The organism is Brevibacillus sp. DP1.3A, assembly GCF_013284245.2.
GTDB lineage: Bacteria > Bacillota > Bacilli > Brevibacillales > Brevibacillaceae > Brevibacillus.
Window position 1 is genome coordinate 3,046,895 of sequence record NZ_CP085876.1, and the last position, 21,173, is coordinate 3,068,067.

Consider the following 21,173-nt stretch of genomic DNA (forward strand, 5'->3'; position numbering starts at 1 on the left):
TTTGAATGGTGTTCAGATAAAAAATATATACCGCTTGACACCTATGCAAGAAGGCATGCTGTATCACTTTATCCTTCATCCTGAATCAGAGGTTCACTTCGAACAAACGGTGATTACGATGGAGGAGTCGTTGCGGCTTGATCTCCTTGATCAGAGCTTTCACGACCTCGTCGAAAGATTCGATATCCTGCGAACAGTCTTTCACTATAAAGAAAGTAAAAAGCCTCTGCAAATCGTGTTGAAGCAAAGAGAAGCAGCTATTCAGATTGAGGACATCTCTGACCTGACTCAGGATGAACAAGAAGCATTTGTGGAGCAATTTCTTGTAAGGGATCGGAGCAAGAGATTTGATCTGGAGAAAGATCTGTTGTTTCGGATTACCGTTATGAAATTGAGTGAATCAAAATACAAGATGGTGTGGAGCTTCCACCATATTATTATGGATGGCTGGTGCTTGGGGATTGTCGCCAAAGACTTTTTCCATATCTATCGCTCTTATCTTCAAAATAAGAAGGCTGAGTTGGCTCCACCGTATTCGTTCAGTAGCTATGTCACTTGGCTTGGCAAGCAAAACAAACAAGAGGGACTCTCGTTCTGGCGAGATAGTCTGGACGGATTTGATCAGCAATCTCCTTTACCGGTTGAATATATTTCAACCGGTAAGGGGTACCAACGAGAAGCGATTGTGTTTCGCATTGATCAGGAAACGACTGCGCGTTTGGAGCAGATAGCGAGATCAAATGATGTGACACTGAGCATCGTCTTTCATTCCCTCTGGGGATTGTTGTTGCAACGATACAATTATGCCAATGATGTTGTCTTCGGATCAGTCGTTTCGGGTCGTCCCTCTGAGCTCGTTGGCGTGGAAGAAATGGTTGGATTGTTTGTCAATACGATCCCAATGCGAATTCGCAGTGAAGGCAAACAGACATTTTCGGAGCTACTTCGGCAGGTGCAACAGTTCTCCACAGCCACAAGCAGCTACCAATACTTGTCTCTGGCCGATATTCAGTCCGAAACCGCATTAAAACAAAACCTGATTCAGCATCTCATGGTCTTTGAAAACTATCCATTGACGGAGGAGGCATTCGACGAAGATGGAAAAGGCGGTTTATTCGGAATCACGGATGTCCAAGGATATGAGCAAACCAGCTACGACTTCAACTTGTGCATTATTCCTGGAAAGGAATTAGAAATTCACTTTATTTATAATGCACTTGCTTACAGCGATGCCTACCTGCAAAGAGTGCAAGCGCACTTGAATCAGTTGATTCAAAGTGTCGTCCGCAATCCCGACCAGCCGCTTGCAAAAATGCAAATGGTCACGGACGAGGAGCAGGCTCTCATTCTGCAACAATGGAATGACACGGAGATGCTGGTTGATCAAACGCTAACCATTGACCAGCTTTTTAAGGAACAGGTCAAAAAGGGACCGCATCACATTGCCGTGGTCGATCAGGAAGGCACCTACACGTATCAGGAATTAGATGACAAATCCGATGCGCTGGCCCACGTGCTGCGTGAGAAAGGGGTACAACCAGGGAGCATTGTTGCTGTAATGGTGGAGCGCTCTACTGCTTACAGCCTCGCCATCTTGGCTGTTTTAAAAGCGGGCGGTGCCTTTCTCCCAATCAGTACCGACCATCCGAGTGAACGGATCAGCTATATGATCGAAGATAGCGGGGCCAGTATTGTTTTGGTCCATGATCCGACTGTAGCGTATGCAGAGCGTATTCTCCCTGCAGCAACGTTGATCAATCTTGATGATAGGAGCGTTTACAACGGCGTTACATCTGATGTACAGACCCTTCATCGTTCCAGTGACCTTGCCTACGTCATTTATACATCCGGGTCAACGGGGAAGCCAAAGGGGGTAAGGCTGCACCACGTCGGAATCGCCAACCTCCAACAGTTTTTCATTAACGATCTCGGTATCACCCAAAAGGACAAGGTGTTGCAGTTTGCCAGCATCTCCTTTGATGCCTCTGTCTGGGAGTTTACGATGGGGGTATTGACGGGGGCGAGATTGGTTATTGTTTCAAAGGATGTCGTACTCGATCCGCAGGCTTTTAGTGAGTATATGCTGCGGCATGAAGTAACAGTCGCGACACTTCCGCCTACCTTTGTGACGTATTTGGAGCCTGGAAATTTCCCGAAATTGAAAACGTTAATCACCGCAGGTTCCGCAGCAAACTGGGAGCTTGTCCATAAATGGAGCGCGCATTGCCGATACATCAACGCATACGGTCCAACCGAAACAACGATTTGTGCAACGACCTGGACGTATGAAGGGCAAGAGAAGCTGCCGCAGCAAGTGCCAATTGGAAAGCCCATTGCCAACACAAAAGTATACGTGTTAGATGCGCATGGTCATTTGCAGCCCCAGGGAATTCCTGGTGAGTTGGCAATCGCGGGTATTAGTGTCGCTGATGGCTACATCAATCGCGAGGAATTGACGAACGAGAAATTTGTGGCAGATCCGTTTATTGCTGGTTCGAGGCTCTACAAGACGGGAGATATGGTGAAATGGCTTGCGGATGGAAGTCTGGAATATTTGGGGCGAATGGACAACCAGGTCAAGATACGTGGTTTTCGTATCGAGCTTGATGAGATTGAAAACGTGATCCTATCCCAGGCAGGAGTGAAGGAAGCGGTCGTGTTGGCCAAAAAAGAGCAGGGAGGAGATGCCTGCCTGATCGCTTATCTGGTCTGGGAGCAGCCTGAGTGGAACAGAGATTTGCGTCAGGAGCTTTTGACCACCCTTCCGGCCTATATGGTACCAACGTATATCCACGTCCTTGAGAGAATGCCTGTAACACCGAATGGAAAAATAGATCGAAAAGCATTGCCTGAGCCTGTCATGATCCGGGAGGCGAGTAAGCAACTGAATCCACCTGTTACAGAGCAGGAGATTAGGTTGGCAGAAATCTGGAAAGAAGTGCTCGACCTACAGGAAATCAGTGTGGATGACCATTTTTATGATCTGGGCGGGCACTCTATCAAAGCGATCCAACTGGTAGCGCGACTTCATAAGGAAGGCATAGAAGTGAAGATTCAAACGATCTTCCAATACGATACAGTTAGAGCGCTAGCCGGATATTTAGATACAGTAAACCGGATTCGCACTACAAAAGCGCAAGATAAAAAAGAGCTGGAAACCTTGATCTACGATCATTTTCAAGTACGAAGCAACTATGTAGAGGTGCCCTTCGGCAGCAAGCACCGAGCTATTCTGTACGTGGAGGAAAATGCGCGGGACAAACACGAAGAAATACTGTCCTTATTGCGTAGGTCTTGTGATCCTGCGATTCAGCCGCACGCCATTCAATATCTGAATCTCTCGCAAAAAGCAGGGGAAAAAGAGAGGAATCATTTCCAAGAGGCTACACTTGATGAGAAGGAAACCCTGTTATGGCAGGAGCGCATCGTCAACGACCTCGATCAGAAGCTACTTCTTTATTCGGAGGCAATCGTCAATCAGCAGACTTTTATCCGACAGCCGCTGTCACCTTCACAGCGCTATCATGTACAGGAAAAGGACATTTCTGGAACAGTGATTCGCTTTGAGCGGATGATCGATCCTAAGACACTGGAAAAAGCCTTCCTCTACGTCCTGGAGCGGCATCATTTACTGCGATGCACGTTGGCTTTTGAGGAAGAAGAGCTGTATTGGAAAGAATATCCTTGCCCTCGTGAAATTGCGCTCCCTGTTGTTGATGTATCGGGTGAATCAGATGACAGAAAAGAAGCGGTGCGCCATCTTTTGCTGAGCGAATATTTTTACAAGCAGCATGATTCGATCGGATCTTTGTCATACAAAGTGATCTTGCTGAAAGAGAGCGAGAAAGAGTACTCGTTCATATTCCCGGCATCGCATCTCATTTTTGATTTGATCAGCAGTGAAGTTCTGCAAAACGATATGAACCTGTATTACGAAGCGTTGGAAAATGGCACAGACCTCTCGAAACATGATCGGAATACGTATTGGGACTTTGTCCGGCAAATTACTAGAGGTCCAGTCGGAATCGAAGATCAGCAGCTCATGGAGGAATTCGATCTTCACGCATTTGAAAATAGTCTTCTGTCCATAGAAAGACAGCTCGAATCTTCATCCGCTTTGGACGGCTACACGATTGTTACCTGCGAAGTGGATATGGACAACCCGCAGGAGACAGAAAATGCGCGGATTCCGATTGCTCTTTTAGCCAGATTTTGCGAAAGAAGTTATGGAGTCCACAAGGCACCCGTCTTCCTCATGAACTTCGGCAGATCCTTTATGGGGAACCATTACTTCGATGTGCTTGGCGAGTGCATCGATCATATTCCGCTTCATATTGATCCGGCGTGGAGTCTGGATGAGTTGGAAACGCATGTAAAGGTTCGGTTGGATCTCGCAAAGGAGAGGAACATCCATTTCACCAATCTCGTGCAAAATCCTGACGTAACGGAAAACTATCCTCTTTCCCATCATTCACTCATCCGATCCATGCAGATGACACCTATTATTTGCAACTTTCTGGGTGAGCAGAACAAGAGTCAACCAAGTGAATACGATTACCTGTTTATAAAAGGCAAGAAGCGTATTCTCTTTGAGGCTTCCTATACATCCACGGGCAAAATGACTATTTTTATGGCGTTGCCATATCGCGAGGATGAAAGGAAGCTGCGAGTGATCTTAGAAGAGGAAGCGAAAAAATTGATAGGGATGTCTTTAGTCATACGCTAAGAGTCGCCTAGGCATCGTATTGGAAATCGGCAGATGGATTCCGCTCTATTCCGGGTTTATTGTCCGTGGGGTGTAGCGGGTTCATCTTGCCGAAATATAGATCTTCACCTAGAGGGATTACAATTCAGGGAGGTTAAGATGGGCAACCAAACATACGGATACGGATTAAATATTTTTCTCTTTTCTTTTACGCGTTTCATTACAGAATTAGGTAGCGGTGTCTACAAATTTGCTCTTGCCCTGTACATTGCGGATGTGACGGGTTCTTCCGCTGCATTTGCAACTGTTTTGGGCTTTTCGTACTTGCCAGGGGTGCTGATTAATATTTTTGCAGGCGCCTATATTGATAGACACAACAAGAAAACAATCATGGTTGTCACCGAGCTGCTAAGCGGTGCGCTCGTTCTCTTGTTTTTACTGTTTTTCCTTCAGTTTCCCACGAATCTATGGCTATTTGTCGGATACGCCTTCGTGATCAGTACCATTCAGGCCTTTACGTATCTCGCTTTGCAAGCATCCATTCCTGAGCTGGTAGACGAAGAAAGAGTAGGAAGTATGAACTCTATTTATCAAGCGATCAGTGCCATTCTCAATGTAGCGGGTCCTTTGGTAGGGGCGGTTGCCTATGGGTTAGTCGGGATGGAAATGATTTTGCTGATTGATGGCCTTTCTTTTATCGGAGCAGGGATCATGCAGATGTTCCTCCGTTTCCGCAAGACCGAGGTTGTACAGGAGACAACGCAAAGCTATATAGAAACAATCAAGGAAGTCTTCCAATATATTCGTGAACAGGTCGTCATCAAGTACTTGTTCCTGATTTTCCTTGTGCTCAACTTTATTTTCCCTCCGCTCATGTATGTAGGGCTGCTGCATATTGCCTATCGAGTCGAAAAAGTATCGATGGAGCAATTCTCCTTTATTCAGTCCTCCTGGTTTATCGGGATCATTATCGGAGCGGCTATTGTCTCTATGAAAAAGGTGAGCAAATACGTTGAGAATAAAATCTTCCTTTTGATTCAAGTGCAAGGGATTCTCTTGATGACGTGGGTATTTCCTATTTTTGTTCCGGAAACGAGTAACGCCTCGTGGATCATTACGGGCGTGTTTGTCGGGATTTTATTGGTCTCCGCCATCTTCAACTCCATGGGGAACATCCCGATCTTTACCTTTGTTCAATTGAACACGCCTGAGCATTTGCGTGCCAGCATGTTTGGTGTGGTCGGGACATTTACCGGAGTGGCCGTACCGTTTGGGATCTGGTTGTACGGTATTTTACTGGAGGCCGTTTATTGGCCGTATCTCTTGTTGGCCTCAGGTGCCGTCATTTTCGTGATCGCCTTGATCGCTCATCTGAACAAACAAGTGAGTCAATACTTTAAGAAAAAAGAAGAACAGGTGGTTGCGACAGACAAGTCTGCTTGAGCAAGGTCACAATAACGAGAGAGAGAATATGATGTCAGCTTCATTCAAAAAGACAATGACAAAACTACTTGGAGGACTCTACGTGAAGAGTATGCACTATGTCGTTTTGACCGTTGTACTGATGTTCATCACGGGGTGTGGAGTGGAAACGAAACAGGAAACGGAGCAAACCAAACAAAAGATCGTGCAGGTGCACACCGTAAAACAGACGGATTCCTTGCCGATACCACTTACTGCTTTCGTTGAATACAAACAGGAGAGCCATTTAGCCTTTGGGGCTTCTGGTACGATTGAACGAATGAACGTAACAAAAGGGGCAAAGGTGACACAGGGCCAGGTATTAAGTTCATTAAATACGAACTATTATCAAAAAGGGCTGGAAGCGGCACAAAGCCAGGTTCAAAGCGCATCTGCGTTGCGTTCAAAAACGTTGCAAGGAGCAAGCGCCGATCTCATCAGCAAACAACGCTTGGCAGTGGACAGCCAGGAAAAGCGCATGAAGGATGCGCAACGGAAATGGGAGACAGCCCAAGAGCTGTTTAAGGGTGCCGCTATTTCGCAGAGTGAGCTGGACAGTGCACAGTCGGAAAAAGAGCAAAACGAGATTTCGCTACAAGAGGCGCGAATTACGTTGGATAAGTTGCTAAAGGGTGCGGAAGTCAACGAGATTGCCAGTGCAGATGCCGATTTGAAACAAGCGGCCAGTGATGTAGAGCTCGCAAAGAAAACCCTTCAAGAAACGCAACTCGTCGCGCCATTTAGCGGAACGGTCATCGATGTGACCCAAAAGGCAGGTAGTCTTGCCCAGCCAGGTGAAAGTATCATTCACCTGGTTGATAGCTCGGATGTGAAGCTGAAGGTCGATGTCCCATTGGATGTGATGGAAAACTACAAGCAAGGGGACACGGTGCCTGTGGCAGTGGAGGGAAAGGGCAAAAGTAAAGGGACCATTACATTTATCTCACCTGTACTTAACCAGGAAACGGGAAAGTATCTTGTAGAGATAGCTGTTTCCAATAAAGACAACGTGTTGATCGAGGGGATGGTCGCGACTGTAGAGATGGCACGCAAAGTGAACGGAATGCTCGTTCCCGTCCAAAGCGTGGGCAATAAGGAAACACAGCGCTTCGTCATGGTTGTCGAGAATGGTGTAATCAAGAGACGCGACGTGCAAGTGGGACAAATTGTTGGAAATAACGTCGAGATTCTATCGGGCCTTCAGTCAGGTAATCAAATCCTAATCTCCGGCATAACGTACTACGCCGAAGGAGAAGTCGTTACGGTGAAAGGGGAGTAACCGATGGACAAGGTCATTCTCTTTTTGCTGAAACGAAAAGTGATCCTCTATTTGTGCACATTCCTCATCGTGCTTACCGGAATCGGTGCTCTCTTTTCTTTCAACGTGGAGCTTGTACCGAAAACGAATTTGCCTTGGATTGAAGTGAATATTTCAGGAGGAGCGCTGCCGCCTGAAGAGATGGTGGAAAAGGTCACGAAAAAAATAGAGCAGGAATTGAAATCTGTGGCTGGGATTAAAAGTTTCTCATCGAAAACAGGGACGGGGTTTTCTGGCATCTCGATCCTTGCAGAAGATGGGGAAGGTGAAAAGGTCAAGCAAGAGACACAAAATATTGTGAATCGGCTGCGCAACGATTTTCCCAAAGTAGTAGATACCGTAACAGTCACTCAAACGAATTTGGGTGATGAGGACTTAATCGACTACGCAATGGTGGGTGCCGATACACAGACCATGCTCACCTTGCTGAAGACGACCATTAAGGATCGAATAGAATCCGTCCCGGGTGTGAAGGAAGTGGTCGTATCTGAGGACGGTTTTGAAAATAAGGTTGCGATAACATTTCGTCCTGAACGGCTTACTGCCTATCGAACGACAGCAGCGGATGTGGTTGGTCAGCTACAGGGTGCCAATTGGAAAAAAGCTGTGGGGATATTGGAAAATCCCGGGTTCGACACCGTTGTGATGATTGACAACAGTTTGAAAAATGTAGAAGAATTCAAAGCCATTTTGATCAAGACACCCAAGGGCAAGGTTGCACTCGAACAATTGGCAACGGTGAGTGACTTGCGTGGAAGCGTGAAGGACGCTATTTCCATGACAGAAGGAAACCTCTTTGTGCAAATCAGTGTGAAGCGCGCTGCGGGGAGTGACCTGATCACTACACAGAAAAAAGTCGAGGAAGTTGTGAGGCAAATTAATGATGAGGCGGGCGGAAACTACGAGCTGAGAGTCATGTTTGAATCCGTCTCCTTCATTAAAAAAGCGATCACCAATTTGAGTCGAGATGTTGTCATCGGGGGAATATTGGCAATTCTCGTACTCTGGGTATTCCTGCGAAATTGGCGTGTGACGATGGTCATTGCAACGACGCTGCCTCTCTCCATCCTGATGACATTCATCGCTCTAAAAGCTGCCGGATACAACATTGACATGGTGGTATTGATATCACTGAGTTTGTCAATTGGATTGATTGTTGATGCCGCGATCGTTGTTCTGGAGAGTATTTATCATTTGAGAGAAAAGGGAATGCAGCTGAAACAGGCCATCGTTCAGGGCTCAAAAGAAGTCATAGCACCTGTTTTTGCATCCCAATTAACCTTGATTATTGTGTTTTTACCGCTTGTGGTCGCGGATTTTGAGCAGTGGTTGAAGCCTATTCTTCATACCATTGCGTTTACCGTTACGTCTACCATTCTTGCGTCTACGATTGCAGCTTTTCTGTTTGTTCCGATTTTTTCCGAGCGTTTTCTTCAACATGATAAACAGTTGCAGACCCGTAGTGAAAAAGGGAAAAATCGGGTTGCTTCTCTCTTTCAGCGATTACTGTTGTTAACCCTTCGTCATCGAATTCTCACATTGCTGGTGGCTCTTGCGGTGTTTGTAGGGGCCTTGAGTCTCTTCCCATTGATTAAAATAGGAAATGGCTTGAATGCCAATGAGAATCAAATTTTTGCCACGCTAACGATGCCCGATGGCACTAGCTTGGAACAGGCGCGAACAGCGGCAGTTGAAGCGGAAAAAGCTTTGAGAGAGTTGTCCGATGTGAATCAAGTCTTTTTTACAGCAAAGAAAGAGACAGTAGAGTTAAATATTACGTTAGTTACCAAATCGCAACGAACGCAAGAGAAAGAAGAATTTATGCAAGAAGTAAACGGTCGCTTGAATGCGATTGACGGTGTGGAACAAACGAGTATGACATTTGGATTCTCAGGTAAATCGGCACCTATTGAGTTGCAGGTTGCGGGCGAAGATTTGGAGGTTTCCCGGTCGATTTCCACAAAGGTAGAAGAAATGCTGGGGAGCATCCCCGGTGTAGTCAATATTCGTAATGACTTTGAAAGAGGGAAAGAAAAAGTAACGCTGACACCGAATCAGGAGGCATTGTCTCAATTACAGGTTGACTCAGAATCATTGGACAGCCAAATCAGCGTGCTGCTTGGGGAGCAGCCCCTTTCCACAATCAGTCAAAATGGCATCGAAACCTCGATTGTTGCCAGATTTCCAGAGACATGGGTGACACATCCTGACCAACTCCAGCAGATTATGATACGAACAGGAACAGGTTCACAGGTTCCATTACACGAGCTGGTCGATTTCCATTTCAGCAAATCTCCCATTACGATCAAACATGAAAAAGGAGAACAAATCATCACGGTATCAGCCGAACTGTTGGGTACAGATATTGGTACGGCGGGCAGACAAATAAATGAGAAGCTGGGTACAGTGGAATTGCCCGCTGGATACAAGATCGAGATAGCTGGCGATTTGAAGGAACAGAATAACACCTTTACGCAAGGAATCATCGTCTTGGTAGCGGTCGTCTCCCTCATCTATGTGATTATGGTGGCGCAGTTTGGGAGATTATCTCAGCCGTTTATTATTATGCTGTCGTTGCCTATGGCCTTGGTGGGAGTCATTCTCGGATTCGTGGTCACGCAGCGAACCTTTGGTGAGATGGCGATGATTGGGCTCGTCATGCTGGTAGGAATTGTTGTTTCCAATGCGATTCTGTTAATTGACAGAATCAATCTGCTCCGTTCACGGGGGATGGGGTTGGAAGAAGCGATTGTACAGGGCACGCGAGATCGTGTTCGTCCGGTAATCATGACCAAGCTGACCGCGATACTCGGTATGCTGCCGATGGGACTCGCTGTTGCGGAAGGTGCGGAATTAGAAGCGCCGCTTGCTACCGGGGTAATTGCGGGATTGATTTTCCATACACTCGTAACGCTTGTATTGGTTCCCGTGCTTTATTCGATCTTTGAGGGACTTCGTGAAAAGAGATTAGCTCGAAAAAAAGCGCATCGCATTGCTGATTTGTAAAAAGGGAAACGGGGCACAGCGCTGTTGAACCAGCGTTGTGCCCTCCAACAACTCCAAAGAGCGAATAACTTTTACGACAGGTGGTCTGTCAAGGGTTCAACACAAAGGAGGAGCAATCATGAGCAAAAAGTAGGCATTATTGGCTGCGGTTCCATTGCAAACGAACGGCATACGCCGGAGTATCACCAGCATCCAAATGTCGAGCTTTTCCTTGTGTATGACCCTAATCCAGATCGTGCGCAGGAGCTGGTTGCAAAGTATGGCTACGCATCTTATCCTTTAAAACAAGCTTCGGACATAAAGGGCCTGCCCTTTTGATTATCGAAGCGGCCATGGAGTCCGCTGAAACGGAAAAAACGATTTCTTCACAACAAAATATTGGATGATTGCCTTGTTGCTTGGTCACACTAAGGTGGGAGGTGTAACCATGGAACGAACCATTCAGGTCAATGGTGAGGATTATCATTTCGAGTCAACGTATGATGGGGATTCACAGTATAATGTACAAGTGCGATGCGGCAAGAAAGTGGTATCGAGTTTCAAAATCTCGGCCGGATCGGAAAGTGAAGTGTTTGAGGCTGCTCGTGCTCATTTAAGTGCGGACAAGGAATTGGGCAATCTAAATGGATAGAGAATGGTCTCGGAACGCAGCTTGCGAATGCAGGGCTGCGGTTTTTTCTTGCGTAAAAGGAAATCTCATGATAAGGTTATTTTGTTTCCGCGGAAACAAAAATCGAAATAGATGAGGAGCTGATGCTGCATTGGACCCTAAAAAGAAGCTTTGGAATCGATGGATCACCTTTCTACATAAACAGGAGGAGCGCAGCAAGCTACGTGAAGAAATGCTATTGCGCCAGATCAAAATCAGCGTACCTGATTACGATAAAGTTGGAAGGTTATCCGTAACAGAGCTCCACGTCCTTCAAGAGGTAGGGGGGAAAGGTCGAGTCAATGTTACGACAATTGCACAGCATATTGGAGTAACAAAGAGTGCGATATCCAAAATAACAGTTAAACTTTTGAAAAAAGGATTACTCGAGCGCTATCAGCTCGAAGACAATCAGAAGGAAGTTTTTTTTCGTCTGACATCAGTAGGAGAAATGGTAAACGACATTCACGAACACTACCATCAACGACTGGAGATGGACATGTACCGATTCTTGGATAGGTATAATCCTGCTGAATTGGCATTTTTGGAAGAGGTCATAAGAGAAGCAACAGAAGATTAGGAGAAACATACAATTTGGTGTTCATTAATTTTTTTTGTAAAAATTGTTTCCAAGGACACAATAATAACTAGATAAGAGGAGAGCAACCATGAGTCCAAAAAAAGTACTGTACCTACTTGGGGTAACGCTTATGTTAGGTATGTTCGCGCAAAATTTGTTCATGCCTATTTTACCAGCCATGCAAAAAGAGTTTCAGACGAGTGCAACGATGATTAACTGGACCGTTTCCATCTTTACCGTCATGCTCGCGATTATGCAAATCATCTACGGACCATTTATCGATCGGTTCGGCCGAAAACGTGTCATGATACCTGCCCTGATCCTATATACGATCGCGTCAATCGGATGCTATCTGGTCGATTCTATTTATGGGCTACTATTTTTCCGGGCTTTACAAGGGGCGGGGTTTGCTGCCATTCCGATCGTAGCCGCTACGATCATTGGAGACTTATTTACAGGAATTCAACGTGCATCTGCGATGGGTACTTATCAGATGCTGCTTGCGCTCAGTCCGGCACTTGGTCCACTTTTAGGTGGCTGGATTGGCGGCATCGGCGGTCATTCTGCGGTCTTTTTGTTTTTGGCGATCTGCGCAGTCTTTCTCGTCGGCATAAATGCAACACTGTTACCCGAAACAAAAAAGAATCAAGCTACTTCATCAGGCGGTTTTACACTACGGTCTTTCCGTAATATTTTGCTCCACCCGGTCGGTGCATCTGTCATTTTGATCGGTTTTAGCCAAATGTACGCCTATTATTGCTTTTTGCTGTTTCTCCCTGTTCAATTGACGAACCAATACGCAGTCTCCGTTGAAATCATCGGATTGGTTTTCTTGCTCGTGTCAGTCGTCTTTATTATCAGTAGCAAGCTGTCTGCTGTATTGCAAAATCGATGGGGGACACGTAAAACATTACTGGTGACGACCGGCTCAAATGCTTTGGCGATGTTTCTTTTTATGACTGCGGCTGATGTTTCTTTTCTCCTACTTGTGATAACAAGTACGCTGTTTGCCTTAACCTTAGGTGTAGGTATGCCTGCACATACGATTTTGCTATCCGAAGTATTTGAAGCAGAGCGTGCAACATCCATTGGTGTGTACAATTTCATTCGCTATACGGGGATGGCTGCAGGTCCGGTTGTAGGTGCGATGCTGTTGGAATGGGGAGGGGTCTGGCTTGAATTTGGTATGGCCGGTATCCTCATTGCTTTGGCGACCTTATTCGCACGTCAAAAGGTGAAAAGAACCGTAGCGAACATTCAAGTGGAGCTCTAATGTTCGGACAGACTTTTCATGTTCGGCTAAATATGCTACAACAGGGATGAAACAATGGAGCGGGAGGAGCAATCAAAAGATGCAGCATCAAGAAGAACGGGACCCGAGGGTACTGATTGCAGGTTTTAGCGAAAATCCATCTAGCATCCAGTCACTATCCGAAGGCGAATGCCTAACATTCCTGCAAATGCTCGAACAGCATCGTCAAGAACATCCAGGCGAAGAGCTTGATTTGATGGAAGCGATGGTGTTGACGCGGATGTCTGCTTTGCGGATGCACAAAACAGGAGGCCATATGCTTGCAGCTGAATGGGTAGATCGTACGCTTCAACTAGCCCCTGATTATCGCTACGCTGGAGAAGTTAAGCTGGAGCTGTACTTTTTACAGTTGCGATCCCATGCCTTTCTCACTGAATTCAAGTCCGTGCGTGAAACGGATAACGTCGTCATGCGCAGGAGAACAGTTGAGGTGCTGGAAGAGCAAGCAACCAATGAGTTGGCTGAAATCACGAAGTGGCGCTCTCTTGCGGAGGAGACACTACAAGCAGCGCAAAAGTGGAACGATTCGGAGGCGGAAGCTACGGCTGCTGGCCTCGTGCTGTTATACACGGAACGACAACATTTATTAGTACAATTGCAAGAACGTGTTCAAGCGTATGGAGCGTCTTTATCCGGGGTCTTTTACTCCAGTGAAATGCTCGTCCAATTGCAAGAGACGATCCGCGCTTTAACTAACCAGCAAGAACAGAAAGAAAAGCTCCTGCCACAAAGACGTGAAGTCGTAGAAGATAGTGATCAATTACCACAGCAGGAACTGACCGCCTTAGAGCAATTGGAGCGTTTGATTGGCTTGGACGAGATCAAACATCGGGTTCGTCAGCTGGCGCAATTTCTACAATATCGCCAGCTGCGCGAAGAAAAGGGCTGGCATATGAAAGACCAGCTCCCTCTTCATCTCGTGCTGATGGGGAACCCAGGAACGGGGAAGACGACATTGGCTCGCTTGATCGCCAAGCTGTATCAGGAGCTCGGGTTGTTGGCAAAAGGACAGCTCATCGAGGTGGATCGTTCTCAGTTGGTCGGCGCTTATGTGGGACAGACAGAGCAGCGCGTCATGGAAGCGATTAAGCAGGCAGACGGTGGAGTCCTATTTATCGATGAAGCATACAGCTTGAAGCGCCCAGATAGCTCCGGTAGTGATTACGGGCAAGTGGCGATTGACACGCTTGTATCCGCTATGACGAGCGGTGAGTATGCAGGACGCTTCGTGGTGATGCTGGCGGGCTATCCAGAAGAAATGCGTCATTTTTTGTACGCCAACCCTGGGCTGAATAGCCGTTTTCCAGAGACGGGCCACTTTTTACTGCCGGACTATCAGGCGGACGAACTGGTGCATATCGCAGAAGAAGTAGCCGTACGGAACGATTTTACTCTGACAGAGGCGGCAAAAATGACGCTGCGCCAGCGTATTGAAAAAGCGCAAGTAGACGAGACGTTTGGCAATGCACGGGCAGTCACAAATATCGTGCTCGATGCGATTTTTGCCAAAGGGCGCGAGACAGACGGTAAGGAATTGAAATGGGATGACTTTACGATTCTAAAACCCGAGGATGTCCGTGGCTTCGATCCGCCGCAAAAAGAAAGGAATGCGGAAGCTCGACTGCAAGCGTTGATTGGTCTTGCTCAAGTGAAGACGGAGCTGAAAAAAATCGCGGCGTATGTGTCCGTTCAGCAAGAACGCGCAGCAAGAGGCCTGCCGAAAAGTCCGATTGAGCTACATGCCGTCTTTACTGGAAATCCAGGCACGGGGAAGACGACGGTTGCCCAGCTGTATGCGCAGATTTTGCAAGAAATCGGCTATTTGAAACGCGGTCATCTTGTTACGGCCAGTAGAGCCGACTTGGTCGCGGGGTATGTTGGTCAGACCGCAGCGCTTACTCGCAGAAAAGTTCGAGAAGCTTTGGGTGGCGTCTTGTTTATCGATGAAGCGTATTCGCTGCTCGGTGGAGGAGAACGGGATTTTGGGCAGGAAGCGGTTGACACGCTCGTAGAAGAGATGACCAAACACGAAGAGAATCTGGTCGTGGTCCTCGCAGGCTACCCACTCGAAATGAATTCATTATTGATGAGCAATCCCGGACTCTTGTCACGGTTTAAAAAATATATTGCATTCCCCGACTATACGGTGAAGGAACTCGTGCACATTCTTGAACAGGCTGCATGTGACGTAGGGTATGCCATTGAGAAGAACGTGCTGGAAATGATCGCGCAGTCTTTGGATAAAGCAGTCAGTGATCATCGATTGAATGGCAACGGTCGTTTTAGCCATAACCTGTTGCAAGAGGCGATCCAAAACCAGGCCGTGCGACTGATGGATATTCCGAAGCAGGAATGGAATCAGGAAATGCTGATGCAGTTGGCATGGGCCGATTTTCAACCGCTATTACAGTGGACGGTAGAAGAGGATGGGACAAAAAATTAGCTTTTGTCCCATGACTATGCCTTCTTACTCTTTTGACAATTCACCCTTTCTCTTATAATGGATAGAAATGGTTACATTATGCCATGGGGGAAGGGTGTTTGGTTTGCGAAAAAAATGGCAGGCAGCTTTATGCACGACACTTGTTCTGACACTTTCGTTGGAAGGCATTCCGGCGGATGCCAAGCAAGAGGGAGAGCGTCGGGGCAATATCCAGATCGAAGCGGATAAGGGTCTTGCACTGGACAAGCTTACGTCGAAAAAGAGAGAGTCTGAGCTCGTCGTTATTCAGTTATCCGGTCCTGTTCGTGAGGAGTGGAAAGAAGAACTAGAAGATATCGGCGTCACGCTTGGTGATTACATACCGGATTATGCATTCATCGCGAAAATTGAGGATGAACAGGTAAGAAGGGAAGTCGAGGAGCTGTCCTTTGTCGAAGATGTTATGGCGTTTACACCGAAGTCCAAGGTATCGTCCGAGCTTCGCTTTTCAGGAGGCAACAGAGACCGGGTCGAGGTTGCCGTCATCGGTTTCAATCAACGAGTGGACATGTATCGAGCGATGACGGAAATGACAGAGGATCAAGATATACGAGACATTCAAACGCCGGAAGATGCTCCGCATATATCAATCGCCAAGATGGATCAGGAAACGATTGAACAAGTGATCGAATCAGATGATGTCATTGCTGTTGTCCCCGTGCCAGAAAACAAGCTGCGCAATGATGTGGCAGCTACCATCATTCATTCGGACAAGCTGGCCTCGACAGGGTACACGGGAAAGGGACAAATTGTTGGAGTCGCCGATACTGGACTTGATACAGGAAAGCTTCAAGCGATGCATCCAGATTTTAACGGCCAGATTGAGAAGCTCATTTCACTTGGCCGACCGAATGATGCAAGTGATGTCCACGGTCATGGTACACATGTAGCCGGTTCTATTGTGGGCACAGGAGAAGCATCAGATGGACAGTATAAAGGAACGGCACCGGGTGCGAAGCTCGTTTTTCATTCCATAGAGACCGCAAAAGGGAAGCTCAACACGGATGTCGAGACCATATTGCAGGAAGCGTACGAAGAGGGAGCACGGATTCACTCCAATTCATGGGGGACGAATGATAAGGGAGCGTACAGCCTATCATCGCTTCTGTTTGATCGCTTTTTATGGGAGCATCCAGATATGACGGTGCTTGTTGCGGCTGGGAACGATGGCGAGAAAGGCTATAAAACGATTGGGAGCCCAGCCACTGCTAAAAACGTCATCGCTGTTGGCGCTACGGAAAATGTTCGGCCCAGCATGGGGAAGAACTCCGATAAAGCGGACGACGTGTGGGTATCGAGCAGTCGCGGTTTAACGGACGACGGGCGTTTGAAGCCTGATATTGTCGCGCCTGGTTCAGCGATCTTGTCCACGCGCTCTTCACTGGCACCGAGCAAAAATTTCTACAAGCGTTTTAATGAACATTACGCATATATGAACGGCACGAGCATGGCTACGCCGATTTTAGCGGGCGGTGTGGCACAAATCCGGGAATTTTTGCAAGAAGAAGGGGAAAAAAATCCGAGCGGTGCATTAGTAAAAGCCATGCTGTTAACTAGTGCAGACAACTTGGATGAAGACATGCGAGAGCAAGGCTTCGGCCGAGCCAATCTGGAGCAGGCGATTGAAACGAACTTCAAGGACGAGAAGGATGGCATTCGCACGCGTGAAAAAGTCACATATAAGGTCAAGGTCTCGGATGATTCCAAGCCTTTGGCAATTACGCTTGCGTGGACGGATTATCCTGCTGCCATTGTCGCAAAGCGTGCACTCGTCAACGATTTGAATCTGAAGGTGACAACACCAAGTGGAGAAAAGCTGAACGGCAACGACTTTTTTGAGGCCCCGTACAACGACGAAGTGGACAACCTGAACAACGTTGAACAGGTATGGATTACTGAGCCGGAAGAGGGAACCTACACAGTGACGGTCGAAGGCTATAACATTCCGAAAGGACCTCAGCCGTATGCGCTAGCGACAACGGGAAAATGGCAAAAGGCCGATGATGAGGAAGAGGAAAAGCCACCGGGTGAACAAGAACCTTTCCGAACAGGAAAGCTGGCGAAAAAGCAGAAATACATGGATTATTTAATTCGCGTCAATGAGCCTGGGGATTTGGAATTGTCCGTAGACTGGAATGAGGATGCAGATGTCGATTTGTACGTGTATAACAGTCGTTCAAAAGAGCTTGCTTCTGCCGCAACCTCTGACAGTCCTGAACGACTAACGGTGAATATCGAACAAACCGGTTTGTACAAAATCCGTGTTGCGTTAACGGAAGGCAAAGAAGCGAAGTATCGCTTGTATATGAATAAGCCAGGAAAATAAATCAAAGACACAACCTCCGTCTTCTAAACAGATGAAAGGTTGTGTCTTTTTTAGTGCTGCTCTTCTTTGCTTAACCACTCCCGTGCACGCATGGCGATTTCCAGGCAAATTCTGTTTTGTGTTGCCGTGTAATCCTCACCGAGAATTTCTTCGATTTTTTCCAAGCGATGATAGAGCGTTTGACGATGAATGAACAGTTTTTCCGCAGCCTCCTGCTTGGATAGGTTAACATCCAAATAGACACGCAGCGTATGAACAAGCGAGGAGCCGTGTGCTTGGTCATGGGCTAACAGCGGGCCGAGGTAATCGCTTATGAAAGTCTTTAACACAGGCTCACTAGGTACGTGGAACAGGAGTCGGAACAATCCGAGATCAGCGAAAAATGGACTGGATGATTCCTGACAAAAAGCCAGTGCCTGTTCCGCCTCTGCGAGGTGTCGTCCAGCGTCAGACAACAGTTTCCCGGCTCGACTGACGCCCATCCAGATTTGAACCTCCGCCCCTAGCATTTGTGTCATGATTCTTTTGACATCGCGAAAGGCTTTTTCCAGGGTACGACGGGAATCTGCAAGCGGCCGCTGCTCGATCAATAAAAAGTAAAAGCGATGGCCCTTGCAACGTATGAAAGGACGAAAGTGATGACGAGTCAATAGTGAACGGAAGATAGCCGTCAGATCGTGCGGCGGAAGGGAATCATCGGCCAGGTTCTTCGGCTTCTCAAACGATAAAATAATCATGTGATATGCCGAGGATTTACCGCTGCCCGTGATACCAAGCAAGGAACGGATTTGTTCCTCCGGTATGGAGCGGTTGGCAATCAAATCATCAAACAGCCGGTTTTCAGTAGCAAGCGCCTGTTCCTCCACAAACATTTTCCTCATTAAAATTTGGGCCATTGCGCTGACCGTATTGTCTAAGGTCAGGAGCAAATACTCATCCGGACTGCGTTCATACAAAACAATGCCGACATAGGAGAGCACATGACCCATTGCCATCACTGGTTGATAGGCAAGCTGCCTGGTCGCAGATAGAGAAAGGAAGCGGACGCCAGCTACACTACTATCCAGTTCGGAAAAATGAGACCGCATCAAATCGCTCATCTCCACTGCAACATCATGCGGTACCACTGGGGCGAATTGTGTGGAGCCATCTGGTGCGTAATAGAAGACCTGCGTCTGAACCGCCACCTGAAAATGCTGCAATAGCTTGGGTATGCCCGCTGCCTGCAGGCTGAGCTGCTGCAAACTGCGAGAGTATGCTTCGAGATTGCGAAGTGCTTGCATCTGCGCATGGATCAAATGCTCGTGCAAATCTTGCGTAATATCCACAAAGCGGACAGGCTGATGAAAGACGAGCAACGGAAACTGGTGGTGGTTCGCCAACTCTAGCATATCTTCAGGGATGGAGGGGATGTAACGTCCCAGTTCTATGCACAACCCGACTGCTTTTCGGCGAATGAGTTCTGTTAAATACGCAAGCCGCTTTTCCTTTTCTTCGCCAAATCCTAGCCCGGTTGATAGGATCAGCTCGCCGCCATTTAAAAACTGTCCCGTATCAGCAGTCTCCAAGACGTGGACCCAGCGAACAGGACGGGACAGACCGCGATGCCCCGCCACCACTTGGGCATGCTGAAACAATGGACGCTTGATGATTTCTGCAATGGTCAGGCGCAAATCGTTGCTCATCAGGATCACCTCTTCCGTTTACACTCTGTATGATTAACCCTACGTAATGCGTTACGCTTTGTCTAGTGCTGACAGGCATTATTTTTGGATAAAATGGAATTGTCAATGAATTGAACGTGAGGAGTTGAAGGGATGAACACAGCTATCGTTGGAAATCCGTTGAAAAACTACATCGGAGGGCAGTGGGTAGATTCACTGACGACACGTTTTGAGGATGTACCCAATCCAGCAACAGGAGAATTGTTGTCGCGCGTGCCACTGTCGACGAAAGAAGATGTGGACAAGGCTGTTGCTGCTGCAAAGGAAGCGTTTGTGAGCTGGAGTGCTACCCCTGTCGTTGATCGTGCGCGCATTATGTTTCGTTTTCATAGTCTTCTCGTCAAGCACGAGGATGAACTCGCCCGGATGATCACCATGGAGAACGGGAAAAATCTGCCTGAGGCACAGGCAGAGCTATTGCGTGGGCTGGAAATGGTAGAGTTCGCTTGTGGGATGCCAACACTGATGATGGGGGAAACATTGCCCAATATCGCAAACAGCATCGACAGTCAGGTGATCCGATTTCCGTTGGGGGTAGTGGGCGGGATTACCCCATTTAACTTCCCGGTGATGGTCCCGATGTGGATGTACCCGATTGCGATTACCGCAGGAAATACGTTTGTCCTGAAGCCCTCGGAGCGTACGCCGCTGTCTTCGATTCGGATTGCTGAACTGCTCAAGGAAGCAGGGCTGCCAGACGGTGTATTCAATGTCGTAAACGGTGCGCATGATGTCGTCAATGGTCTGTTGGAGCATCCGGATGTTAAAGCGATCTCCTTCGTCGGCTCGCAACCAGTTGCGGAATACGTGTACAAGACAGCAGCGGCGAACGGGAAGCGTGTGCAAGCCCTGGCTGGGGCGAAAAATCACCATTTGGTCATGCCTGACACGGATTTGAAGCGCGCAGCAAAAACAATTACGAGCTCAGCATTCGGCTGTGCAGGAGAGCGGTGTATGGCAGCCAGCGCTGTAGTAGCTGTTGAGGAGATTGCCGATGAGCTGATCGCACATCTGATCGAGGAAGCCAGTGCTCTCGCAATGGGAAATGGATTGGAGGAGGGCATCGATCTCGGGCCAGTCATCCGTGATTCGCACTTGTCCAAAGTACATGACTATATCGAAAAAGGTGTCGCGTCTGGTGCCGCGCTAGTTCGCGATGGTCGCGAGGACGCGAAACAGCTGCCGGATGGTTACTTCCTCGGGCCAACGATTTTTGACAAGGCAGATGCCGAGATGGTCATTGTCCGCGACGAGATTTTCGCGCCTGTCCTGAGTGTCATGCGTGTAAAAGACTTTGAAGAGGGCTTGGAGACGATCAGCCGCTCGCGTTTTGGCAATGGGGCGACCATCTATACGAACAACGGAAAATGGGGAAGAGAATTCGTTCAGCAGGTGGAAGCGGGTATGGTTGGTGTCAATGTAGGGGTGCCTGCTCCGATGGGCTTCTTTGCTTTCTCAGGCTGGAAGCAGTCCTTTTACGGTGATTTGCATGCAAATGGAAAAGACGGTGTCCTCTTTTTCACGAAGAAAAAAACGGTCACATCCAGATGGTTCGAAGATGGCGATACAAGCATTGGTTCGCAAAAAGTATTTGTAAAGTAACCTCTAAC

Annotated in this window: 12 protein-coding genes; 11 read left to right on the plus strand and 1 reads right to left on the minus strand. The window is 47.6% G+C overall.

Annotated elements, in window-relative coordinates; all coding sequences use genetic code 11:
* Position 1 precedes the first annotated feature (1 nt).
* The 10 genes from HP399_RS14320 (at position 2) to HP399_RS14365 (ending at position 17,839) form a co-directional block, all read left to right on the plus strand.
* Entirely contained in the window at positions 2-4,726 is a 4,725-nt protein-coding gene (locus HP399_RS14320) for a non-ribosomal peptide synthetase (RefSeq protein ID WP_173619549.1), read from the plus strand.
* A gap of 138 nt (positions 4,727-4,864) precedes the next feature.
* A complete protein-coding gene (locus tag HP399_RS14325) occupies positions 4,865-6,148 on the plus strand; it encodes an MFS transporter (RefSeq protein ID WP_173619548.1) in 1,284 nt (427 codons plus the stop codon).
* 91 nt (positions 6,149-6,239) lie between these two features.
* A complete protein-coding gene (locus HP399_RS14330; RefSeq protein WP_217367738.1) occupies positions 6,240-7,445 on the plus strand; it encodes an efflux RND transporter periplasmic adaptor subunit in 1,206 nt (401 codons plus the stop codon).
* A 3-nt stretch (positions 7,446-7,448) separates the two neighbouring features.
* Positions 7,449-10,490 (plus strand): efflux RND transporter permease subunit, encoded by a 3,042-nt coding sequence (locus HP399_RS14335; protein ID WP_173619546.1) that lies wholly within the window; start codon positions 7,449-7,451, stop codon positions 10,488-10,490.
* A gap of 24 nt (positions 10,491-10,514) precedes the next feature.
* On the plus strand, positions 10,515-10,808 hold the full coding sequence (locus HP399_RS14340) for a Gfo/Idh/MocA family oxidoreductase (RefSeq protein ID WP_173619545.1): 294 nt from the start codon (positions 10,515-10,517) through the stop codon (positions 10,806-10,808).
* A 109-nt stretch (positions 10,809-10,917) separates the two neighbouring features.
* Positions 10,918-11,121, plus strand: coding sequence for a hypothetical protein (locus HP399_RS14345; RefSeq protein ID WP_228088523.1), 204 nt, complete (start codon positions 10,918-10,920; stop codon positions 11,119-11,121).
* A gap of 130 nt (positions 11,122-11,251) precedes the next feature.
* A complete protein-coding gene (locus HP399_RS14350) occupies positions 11,252-11,719 on the plus strand; it encodes a MarR family transcriptional regulator (protein ID WP_173619543.1) in 468 nt (155 codons plus the stop codon).
* An 88-nt stretch (positions 11,720-11,807) separates the two neighbouring features.
* The gene (locus HP399_RS14355) at positions 11,808-12,992 is read left to right on the plus strand and encodes an MFS transporter (RefSeq protein WP_173619542.1); all 1,185 of its coding nucleotides are present in this window, start codon (positions 11,808-11,810) and stop codon (positions 12,990-12,992) included.
* Positions 12,993-13,071: 79 nt separating this feature from the next.
* The gene (locus HP399_RS14360) at positions 13,072-15,474 is read left to right on the plus strand and encodes an AAA family ATPase (RefSeq protein WP_173619541.1); all 2,403 of its coding nucleotides are present in this window, start codon (positions 13,072-13,074) and stop codon (positions 15,472-15,474) included.
* Positions 15,475-15,568: 94 nt separating this feature from the next.
* Positions 15,569-17,839: a S8 family serine peptidase gene (locus HP399_RS14365; protein ID WP_173619540.1), complete on the plus strand. Its 2,271-nt coding sequence runs from the start codon at positions 15,569-15,571 to the stop codon at positions 17,837-17,839.
* 50 nt (positions 17,840-17,889) lie between these two features.
* On the opposite strand, the gene HP399_RS14370 is transcribed toward HP399_RS14365, so the two are convergent.
* Positions 17,890-19,524, minus strand: a complete 1,635-nt coding sequence (locus HP399_RS14370) for a PucR family transcriptional regulator (protein ID WP_173619539.1) — start codon at positions 19,522-19,524, stop codon at positions 17,890-17,892.
* A gap of 132 nt (positions 19,525-19,656) precedes the next feature.
* On the opposite strand from HP399_RS14370, the gene HP399_RS14375 reads away from it, so the two are divergent.
* Complete coding sequence (locus HP399_RS14375) at positions 19,657-21,165, plus strand: CoA-acylating methylmalonate-semialdehyde dehydrogenase (RefSeq protein ID WP_173619538.1); 1,509 nt, start codon at positions 19,657-19,659, stop codon at positions 21,163-21,165.
* The last annotated feature ends 8 nt before the right edge of the window (positions 21,166-21,173 follow it).